This is a genomic window from Streptomyces sp. WAC05292, assembly GCF_003949955.1.
In the GTDB taxonomy this organism is placed as follows: Bacteria; Actinomycetota; Actinomycetes; order Streptomycetales; family Streptomycetaceae; genus Streptomyces; species Streptomyces globosus.
In genome coordinates this window covers 1-7,880 of the sequence record NZ_RPSE01000302.1, presented here as the reverse complement: position 1 = coordinate 7,880, position 7,880 = coordinate 1, and the positions used below count along the sequence as shown (strand labels likewise).

General features: G+C 73.8%; 10 protein-coding genes. 5 read left to right on the top strand and 5 right to left on the bottom strand.

Features of this window, described 5'->3' with window-relative positions; genetic code table 11:
* The coding region (locus EF903_RS24645) for a hypothetical protein (RefSeq protein ID WP_221888767.1) at positions 1–383 on the top strand (383 nt) is incomplete at its 5' end.
* A gap of 87 nt (positions 384–470) precedes the next feature.
* Complete coding sequence (locus EF903_RS24640; RefSeq protein ID WP_260615866.1) at positions 471–938, top strand: hypothetical protein; 468 nt, start codon at positions 471–473, stop codon at positions 936–938.
* Between the two features lie 172 nt (positions 939–1,110).
* On the opposite strand, the gene EF903_RS24635 is transcribed toward EF903_RS24640, so the two are convergent.
* Positions 1,111–1,821, bottom strand: a complete 711-nt coding sequence (locus EF903_RS24635; RefSeq protein ID WP_125546655.1) for a hypothetical protein — start codon at positions 1,819–1,821, stop codon at positions 1,111–1,113.
* Positions 1,822–2,453: 632 nt separating this feature from the next.
* On the opposite strand from EF903_RS24635, the gene EF903_RS24630 reads away from it, so the two are divergent.
* Positions 2,454–3,437, top strand: a complete 984-nt coding sequence (locus EF903_RS24630; RefSeq protein ID WP_125546653.1) for a helix-turn-helix transcriptional regulator — start codon at positions 2,454–2,456, stop codon at positions 3,435–3,437.
* A gap of 132 nt (positions 3,438–3,569) precedes the next feature.
* Here EF903_RS24630 and EF903_RS24625 read toward each other — a convergent pair whose 3' ends face one another.
* Positions 3,570–5,066, bottom strand: coding sequence for a SulP family inorganic anion transporter (locus EF903_RS24625; RefSeq protein WP_185902799.1), 1,497 nt, complete (start codon positions 5,064–5,066; stop codon positions 3,570–3,572).
* A gap of 642 nt (positions 5,067–5,708) precedes the next feature.
* On the opposite strand from EF903_RS24625, the gene EF903_RS24620 reads away from it, so the two are divergent.
* On the top strand, positions 5,709–6,110 hold the full coding sequence (locus EF903_RS24620; protein WP_125546659.1) for a MerR family transcriptional regulator: 402 nt from the start codon (positions 5,709–5,711) through the stop codon (positions 6,108–6,110).
* Between the two features lie 42 nt (positions 6,111–6,152).
* Here the strand turns inward: EF903_RS24620 and EF903_RS24615 are convergent, their stop codons facing one another.
* On the bottom strand, positions 6,153–6,473 hold the full coding sequence (locus EF903_RS24615) for a hypothetical protein (RefSeq protein WP_125546651.1): 321 nt from the start codon (positions 6,471–6,473) through the stop codon (positions 6,153–6,155).
* A 316-nt stretch (positions 6,474–6,789) separates the two neighbouring features.
* On the opposite strand from EF903_RS24615, the gene EF903_RS24610 reads away from it, so the two are divergent.
* Positions 6,790–7,023 (top strand): hypothetical protein, encoded by a 234-nt coding sequence (locus EF903_RS24610; RefSeq protein WP_125546649.1) that lies wholly within the window; start codon positions 6,790–6,792, stop codon positions 7,021–7,023.
* Between the two features lie 28 nt (positions 7,024–7,051).
* Here EF903_RS24610 and EF903_RS24605 read toward each other — a convergent pair whose 3' ends face one another.
* Together EF903_RS24605 and EF903_RS24600 are read right to left on the bottom strand one after the other, a co-directional pair.
* Complete coding sequence (locus EF903_RS24605) at positions 7,052–7,402, bottom strand: hypothetical protein (protein ID WP_125546647.1); 351 nt, start codon at positions 7,400–7,402, stop codon at positions 7,052–7,054.
* 73 nt (positions 7,403–7,475) lie between these two features.
* Complete coding sequence (locus EF903_RS24600; protein ID WP_125546645.1) at positions 7,476–7,733, bottom strand: RlpA-like double-psi beta-barrel domain-containing protein; 258 nt, start codon at positions 7,731–7,733, stop codon at positions 7,476–7,478.
* Between the last annotated feature and the right edge of the window lie 147 nt (positions 7,734–7,880).

The window sequence follows — 7,880 nt, the reverse complement described above, 5'->3', positions numbered from 1 at the left end:
CGGCATGCGGGTCGGTGAACGTCGGGGATCCGTGCCGTCCGCTCTGCTGGGTGATGGTGCGCCCGGCCGGCAGCACGCCCGCTCCGTCGCCGGCCGGGCGCACCATCACCCAGCAGAGCGGACGGCACGGATCCCCGACGTTCACCGACCCGCATGCCGTGAGCGGCCCGGGGGAGCGGATCCCGGCCCACAGCCGGGTGGAGGTGCAGTGCCGGGTCTACGCGCCCGAGATGAAGACCGCCAACCCCGACGGCTGGTGGTACCGCATCGCCGGCAGCCCGTGGAACGGCCGCTACTACGCGGTGGCCAACACCTTCATGAACGGCGACGCCCCCGGCCAGACCCCACCCACCAACACGGACTGGACCGTCCCCGTATGCTGACCGTCGCTCCGGCAGCCGGAGCCCCGCGACCATCCGCCGGCCTCAGCGCACCGGCCGCGGCGGCCGCCGCGACACCGGCAGGACAGTGTGAAGGGCGACCCGTGGACGATTCGCACCTCGCGCGCGAACCCGCGTGGCTGGTGGCGGCGAACGTGGTGGCCTGGCGCCGGTGCGGCCCCCGACGGCAGCGAACTGCGCGCGGGAACGAAGCACTTCCGGGGCGGAGCGAAGGTGTACGTCGCCTGCGCCCACTGGGGTCCCGGCGGCGACCGGGTCACGGTGATCGGGCGCGCACGCCACAGCAGCCGGTGGATCGTGATCGATACGGCGACGCGGCACCTCCACGGATTCCGTCCCAAACTCGTTCACACGCCGCGTGCCCTGGAGCGCCTGGGTGAGACGCGGAACCCCGAGGGCTTCGCAGCCGAGCGCGCGGCAGAGGTGTCGGCGGAGCTGGAACGGTACGCACGGCGGTTCCGCGCCGCGACGGCCCCCGGCAGCCCCCACCCGGACCGCTGCCTCTGCCATGCCTGCCTCACCGGCGAATCCGCCTGAGACCGCTTCTTCCGTTCGCCCGGACGCAGCTCCCTCCGGACGCAGCTCCCTCCGGCCGCAGCTCCCTTCGGTTGCACCGTCAACTCGCCGCCCATACGGCGCTGCTGCCCCGGGCGGCTGGGCACCCCCGTGTCCCAGCCGACCGCAGCCGGGCAGCGAGGCAGGGGCGGCGTCACGGTATCGGCGTGCTCCGGGCGTCCAGGAGCCCCGCTCCGGCGCCGGTGCCGGGCCGGCCGTAGTCCCGTTCGCAGGGCGGTACCTTCGCGTCGGCTATGACCCCGACGCCCACCGGCGTGGCCCCGACGCCCACCGGCGCCGGTGCCGGCCTGTACGGCTTGGCGAAGACCAGGGTGTGGCCGGCGGGGACGGAGCGGTCGTTGATCCTCAGGGCAGGCCCGTCGGCTGCCGGCCCCGGCCCCGGGCCGGGGCCGGGGCCGAGGAGCGGCTCCGCCGGGTCGTAGGGGGACACCCCGGGGCCTAGGTAGCCGCCGCCCGGATGCGCGCACTCGGACACCGGCTTCCTGTCGACCACCGCCACCTTCACCCCCTGCCTGCGCAGCTCCTCCACCACACCCGGCAGGGATTCGGTGGTGGGCAGCGCGACCAGCAGGGAGCCGTCGGGGGAACGGCGCACACCCACCGCGGCCGACGACGAGACCGAAGGCGCGGCTGTAGGGGAACCCGCGGTGTGCCCTGCCTGGGGCGAGCCGAGGGCGGGCAGGGCCACCAGGCCGGCGGTGACCACCGTCACCGACGCCACGGCGAGGGGTATGCCGTACCGCTTGGCGAACGTACGGGCCGGGGTGGGGGCCGGCTCGGCGGGCATCCGGGACAGGAGCGCCGCTTTGAGCCGGTCCTCGAACGCGTGGGGCCTGCTGGTCATCGGACTGCCTCCAAGCGGGATGCGCGGACGGGATGGCCCGGCCGCATGCCTGCTGATCCGGTCTCGTGGCGTGGGCTGTTCACTCGGTGCCTCCTCAATGACGGGGGGGCTCCGGACGGTGCCCTCCATCCCTTGATTGGTCGGAGGGGCGGAGGGCGTTTCATTGCGTCCTCTCCGGGCCCTGCCCGCCTCCACCCCGCCCGGGTGGAGGCGCACCCCACGCCTCGGGGCGCTCTTCCCGGATCGCGGCCTGTAGCGGGAGGTCTCCCCGCGACGGCGACGGCGACGGCGACGGCGACGGCGGCGACAGCAACGGCGACGGCGACGCGACGCGTCGGCCGAACGAGTGATGGCCCCGGACGGCATCGAACCGCTCGTCCGCTCCGGGAACCACGCTCAAGTAGCCGATGCCGAAGCACTTCCCGCCGCTGCCCACGCCCCAGCAGCGGCTTCCGTCCCTCCGGGGCGGAAGGCCCACCGGATCGCGTTGCCGTCGCCGCCTGCCGGGGCCGGCCGTCTCATGCGACTGTGCCCCCGGCATGTCCCGCCAGGCGTAGGGTCCGACGCGCAAGGACGATCGGGATCCGCCCGCGCCTCCCCGCGGGCCGTTCGACGAACGGGTGGAGAAGCCGATGGAGCCACTGGTGTTCCACAGCAGGGACCTGGACGAGACCGAGGCCTTCCTCTCCGGCACCTACACGGCAGTACGGATCTCCACGGCGGACGGCGACGGCCCGACCAGCACCCGGCTGATGCGCCGGACCACACCCGGCTTCAGCGTGAACGAGCTGGAGATCGGCTTCGCCATGCGGTACGCGGCGCAACCCCTCGGCCGGGTCTGCGTGGCGACGGTCCGCTCCGGAACGGTGTCCGTGGACGCGGACGACACCGGCCCCGCCACCACCTTCGGACCCGGCGACACCTTCCTCCACGCCACCCCGGACCGCCCCTACCGCGGCTCCCTGCACTCCGTGCGCCAGACCGCGGTGCTCTTCGACCCCGGCCTCCTCACGCGGGTCGCCGCCCGCGGTGCCCGGGACCGCAAGCCCGTGCGCCTGACCGGCCGCAGTCCGCTGAGCGCGCAGGCCGGCCGGCAGCTCGCCGGCACCCTCGCCCATCTCGCGCACATCGCCGCGTTGCCCGGGCAGCTGCGGACCGAACTGGTGCTGGGCAGTGCCGCGCAGCTCCTCGCCGCCACCGCCCTGGCCACGCTGCCCAGCACCCTCGGGCCCGACGGCCTCGCGCCGGGCGGCGGCCCGGGCCCGGCTCCCGCCGACGGCCGGGACGCCGGCCCGGGAACTCTCCGCCGCGCCATCGCGTTCATCGAGGACAACGCCGACCGCGACATCTCCCTCGCAGACATCTCCGCCGCCGCCCACGTCACCCCGCGGGCCCTGCAGTACGCCTTCTCCCGGCACGCCGGTACGACCCCGCTGGCGTATCTGCGAGACGTACGCCTGGCAGCCGCGCACGCCGACCTGGCAGCCGCCGACCCGTCGACGGGCGCCACCGTTTCGGCGGTCGCCGCGCGCTGGGGCTTCGCGCACACCGGCCGCTTCGCGGCCGCGTACCGCCGCCGCTACGGAAGCAGCCCCTCCGCCACCCTCCGCAGCTGACCCGGTCTGACCCGATCCGAACCGTTCCGAACCGATTCGAACTGAGCTGAACTTAGCCGAACTGAGCCGATCCGGGGGCAGTGCAGGGCCGGGCACGACGACCCGGCAGTTTCGGCTGGGCCCAGCCCCCGGTCACCCCACGGGGAGTTCGCCGCTCAGCCTGCCGTGGAGGTGGGCGCTCGGCCCGTTGAGGCCGACGATCTCGACCGTCTTGCCGCGCTGCGCGTACTTCGCCGTCACGGTGTCGAGCGCTGCCACGGAGGTCGCGTCCCAGACGTGGGCGGCCGACAGGTCGATGACGACGCGTTCCGGATCGCCCGCGTAGTCGAACCGCCCGACGAAGTCCCCCGCCGAGGCGAAGAACAGCGCACCGGACACGCGGTGGACGACGCGGGTGCCGTCCGGGTCGGTCACCGAGGCGACCTCGGCCTGCCGGGCGACGCGCTTGGCGAAGACGGCCATGGCGCACAGGCAGCCGGTGACGACACCCACCGCGAGGTTGTGCGTCGCGACCACGCACACCACCGTGACCAGCATCACCACCGTCTCCCCGGCGGGCATCCGCCGCAGCGTCCGCGGGGCGACGGAGTGCCAGTCGAACGTCGCCACCGACACCATGATCATGACGGCGACGAGGGCGCCCATGGGGATCTCCGACACGACCGGCCCGAAGACGATGCACAGCACCATCAGGAACACACCGGCCATGAACGTCGACAGGCGGGTACGGGCGCCCGACACCTTCACGTTGATCATCGTCTGGCCGATCATCGCGCAGCCGCCCATGCCGCCGAAGAAGCCGGTGACGATGTTCGCGATGCCCTGCCCCACCGACTCGCGCGTTTTGTTCGAGCGGGTGTCGGTGATGTCGTCGACGAGCTTCGCTGTCATCAGCGACTCCATCAGGCCGACCAGCGCCACCGCGAGCGCGTACGGGGCGACCGTCGCCAGGGTCTCCCACGTGTACGGGACATCCGGCAGGCCCGGCACCGGCAGCGACGACGGCAGCGCGCCCTTGTCGCCGACGGTCGGTACGGCGATCCCCGCCGCCACCGTGATCAGGGTGAGGGCCGCGATGGAGACCAGCGGCGCCGGGACGGCCGTCGTGATCCGCGGGAAGAACACCATCAGCGCCAGGCCGCCCGCGATCAGCGGGTACACGGCCCACGGCACGTCCCGCATCTCCGGCACCTGCGCCATGAAGACCAGGATGGAGAGGGAGTTGACGAAGCCGACCATCACCGAACGCGGAATGAACCGCATCAGCCGTGCCACGCCGAGCGCGCCCAGCACCACCTGGAAGACGCCGGCGAGGATGACGGCGGCGACGAGGTGCCCGACGCCGTGCTCGCGGCTGAGCGGGGCGATCACGAGGGCCACGGCGCCGGTCGCCGCGGAGATCATGGCCCGCCGTCCGCCGACGACGGCGATGGTGACGGCCATGGTGAACGAGGCGAACAGGCCGAGCGCCGGATCGACACCGGCGATGATCGAGAAGGAGATCGCCTCGGGTATCAGGGCCAGGCCGACGACGAGACCGGCGAGGATCTCGGTCCGCCACACCTTCGGATCGGAGATCCACTCGGGCTTCAGGCGGCGCAGACGCCGCAGGCGCGCCCTCACGGACACGTCGGGGGCGTCGGGATCGGCGGCGGGGTCGGCGGCGGACACGCCGGAGACCGCAGGGGCAGCAGGGGACAAGGAGGGCAGACCTGTCGTACTCGGGCACGCCCCGATCGGCAGCCGGGGCACGCGGAGGAGGCGGCGGCCGGGCCGGCGCACCGCGGGCGGCCCCGCTGAGCGGAACCGGAGGCGGGGGAGCGGGGAGGGAGCCGCAGGAGCGGCGCCGACCGTACCGTCGGTGCCGGCCGGCCCGCGCCCGGGCTCACGACCTGCGGCGGAACGTCACGGCGGACAGACGGCGGCGCCGGACGCCAAGGGCTCGCGCACGCTGCTCTCCTGTGGAATCCGGCCTTCTCCGGGGGCGCCGTCGGCCCCGACACGGCAACGGCAGGACGGCGTCGGGCCGCCCCGGCCGCCGACAACTCTACCCTAACGTTAGAGTAGGGATCGGCGGCGCCCGCCCGACCACCGACCCGCCCACCCGGGCAGGGGGCCGACGGGGCGCAGAAGGACCGGAGGACCACGGGCGTGGACGACAACGGCGGCAAGGACACGCGCGGCAGCGACACCGGCGGCAGCGACGCCCGCCGCACCGGCACCGGCACCGGCACCGGCGGCAAGGACACCGGCGACGCCCCCGCCCCGCACATGCAGATCGGCGAGGTGGCCAACCGGACCGAACTGTCCCTGCGCACCATCCGCCACTACGAGGAGACGGGCCTCGTCACCCCGTCCGCCCGCTCTCAGGGCGGCTTCCGCCTCTACACCGAGGGCGACGTCGCCCGCCTCATGGTCATCCGCCGCATGAAGCCGCTCGGTTTCACCCTCGACCAGATGCGCGACCTCCTGGACGCCACCGACCGCCTCGACGGCGGCGCCGTGCTCGACGCGGAGGAACGCGGGGCGCTCCTGGACCGCGTACGCGCCTACCGGCAGGCAGCCGACGAACAGGTCGAGAAACTCCGCATCCAGCTCTCCCGCGCGGAGGACTTCGCCGACACCCTGCGCGCCCGCCTCCCTCAGGACGCTCCCGCGACCCGTACCGCCTGAGCCCGGCCGGGATGGGGCCGTGCCCCGCGGACCTCGGAGGGATCAGAACCCGTCGCCCCACCCGAAGGTCGCCTTGCAGGCGCGCTGCAAGGCATGCCGGCCGCGGTCCCCCTCGGAGTGGAACCAGGCGAGGGCGGCGCCGAACCAGCAGGCGAAGACGCCCGCCACGACGCCGAGCGTGCCGTAGCGGCCGAACCAGCCGAGGGCCACCAGGGCCGCGGCGACGATCGCCGCCCCGACGCTCGCACCCCGGAAGTCCCGGACCGGCTCGGCGTTGCGCGCCGCCCGGGTCGCTGCCCGCTCGGCGGCGAGCCGCGCGTCGCGGACGTCCTGGGGTTCGTTCTCGTCGAAGTCGAACCGCACGGTTCCCCCTGTGGCAGTGGTCGTCGCAGGCCGGGCTTCCGCGCGGCCGCGTCCACGTACCAAGAGCAGCGGGGCGCCGCGGCGGTTGCCTGCCGCCGCCGCGCCGCCGGACCCGTTCCGCGGCAGTGGCCGACATGCTGCGGAGCGCCGCCGCAAAGCTTTGGGCAAGGCCGGTCGGCTCCGTTACCTTCGCGCTCCGACGCCCGGAACCTCCTCTGGCCGGGCACCGTACCGCCCCACGAGCCGAGAGGGTCCGAGAGCCGTGGACACGACATCAGGCACAGGACGCGCAGAGCCCCAGAAGACGACATGGACGATGCCCTGCCTCATCTTCGCGCTCGTTGCCGTCATACTCCGCCACACCGCCGTGTGGTCGTGGTGGGCACTGCTGTGGGTGCCGCTGCTGCTGCTCGGCATCGCCACGACGGTGCACGACTGGCGGCTGTCGGCCCGCAACCGGTGGCGGATCGGCCTCATGGAATGGCTGTCCCTCGTTCTCGCGAACGTCAGCCTTGCTGTGTGCCTGGCGGCCGTCTTGATGCTCGGCTGACGGGGGCTCAGCGCCGCGCCGCGCCCCCTCACCCCGCGGCTGGGCCGGCCGGGGGCGTGACCGGGACGGCGGCCCCGTCGGTGTACGTCAGGGAGACGATGACCGGCGCCGGGAGGCCTTGGGCCGGCTTGCCGGGGAAGGCGATAACGGCCGTCCGGTTGCCCTTCGTCAGGGTCATCGCCCTGCCGCCCGTGACCGCGGGGCCGTCCTGCCGGCCGTGCTCGGTACGGGCCGGCGTGCACACCGCCTTCAGGGCGGCGTGCACGGATTCCGGGGCGTGGCGACCGGAGAGGCGTTCCGAACGCCTGCCCCGTGCGCCGAACTGCTCCCGCGCCACCGCCACGCCCTCCTGTGCCAGGACCGCCGTCAGCTCCGACATCACGGTGTCCGCGGCGAGCGGCGGGCCCGAGTACCGCGGGGGCAGGGGGCCGAGGTCCCGCAACGGGTGGCCGTCAGAGGAACTTCCAGGTGACCCCGTACAGCGTGCCCTGGGAGCGGTCGCCGAGCCGGTCGAAGGCAGCGGGGGAGAGGTCGAGGTCGTACCGCCCGGAACCGGGGCTCGTGTCGGTGACGGTCACGTCCACGGACTTCCCCTTGTACGAGATGCGTATCTTCTTGCCGCAGTTGGGGCTCGGGTAGCCCGGCATCAGCTCACTGCTCAACGCGACGACCAGGTCGCGGTCGTTGCTGACCTGTCCGCACGACCCCATGCCCGTCGATTGGAAGGTCGCCCGTCCGGTGTGCTTGCCATCCGTCTTGGGCGGCTTCGGCGGCTTCGCCGTGGACGAGGGCTGCGGGGGCTGCGGGGGCTTCGTCGTCGCGTTGAGCAGTGAGCTGATGCCGGGCTACCCGAGCCC

Excerpts from the sequence above, each read along its gene's own strand:
- EF903_RS24635 (WP_125546655.1), bottom strand. The coding sequence starts at position 1,821 with ATGACCAGCAGGCCCCACGCGTTCGAGGACCGGCTCAAAGCGGCGCTC.
- EF903_RS24600 (WP_125546645.1), bottom strand. The coding sequence starts at position 7,733 with ATGGGGTCGTGCGGACAGGTCAGCAACGACCGCGACCTGGTCGTCGCG.
- EF903_RS24605 (WP_125546647.1), bottom strand. The coding sequence starts at position 7,402 with ATGTCGGAGCTGACGGCGGTCCTGGCACAGGAGGGCGTGGCGGTGGCG.
- EF903_RS24610 (WP_125546649.1), top strand. The coding sequence starts at position 6,790 with ATGCCCTGCCTCATCTTCGCGCTCGTTGCCGTCATACTCCGCCACACC.
- EF903_RS24630 (WP_125546653.1), top strand. The coding sequence starts at position 2,454 with ATGGAGCCACTGGTGTTCCACAGCAGGGACCTGGACGAGACCGAGGCC.
- EF903_RS24620 (WP_125546659.1), top strand. The coding sequence starts at position 5,709 with ATGCAGATCGGCGAGGTGGCCAACCGGACCGAACTGTCCCTGCGCACC.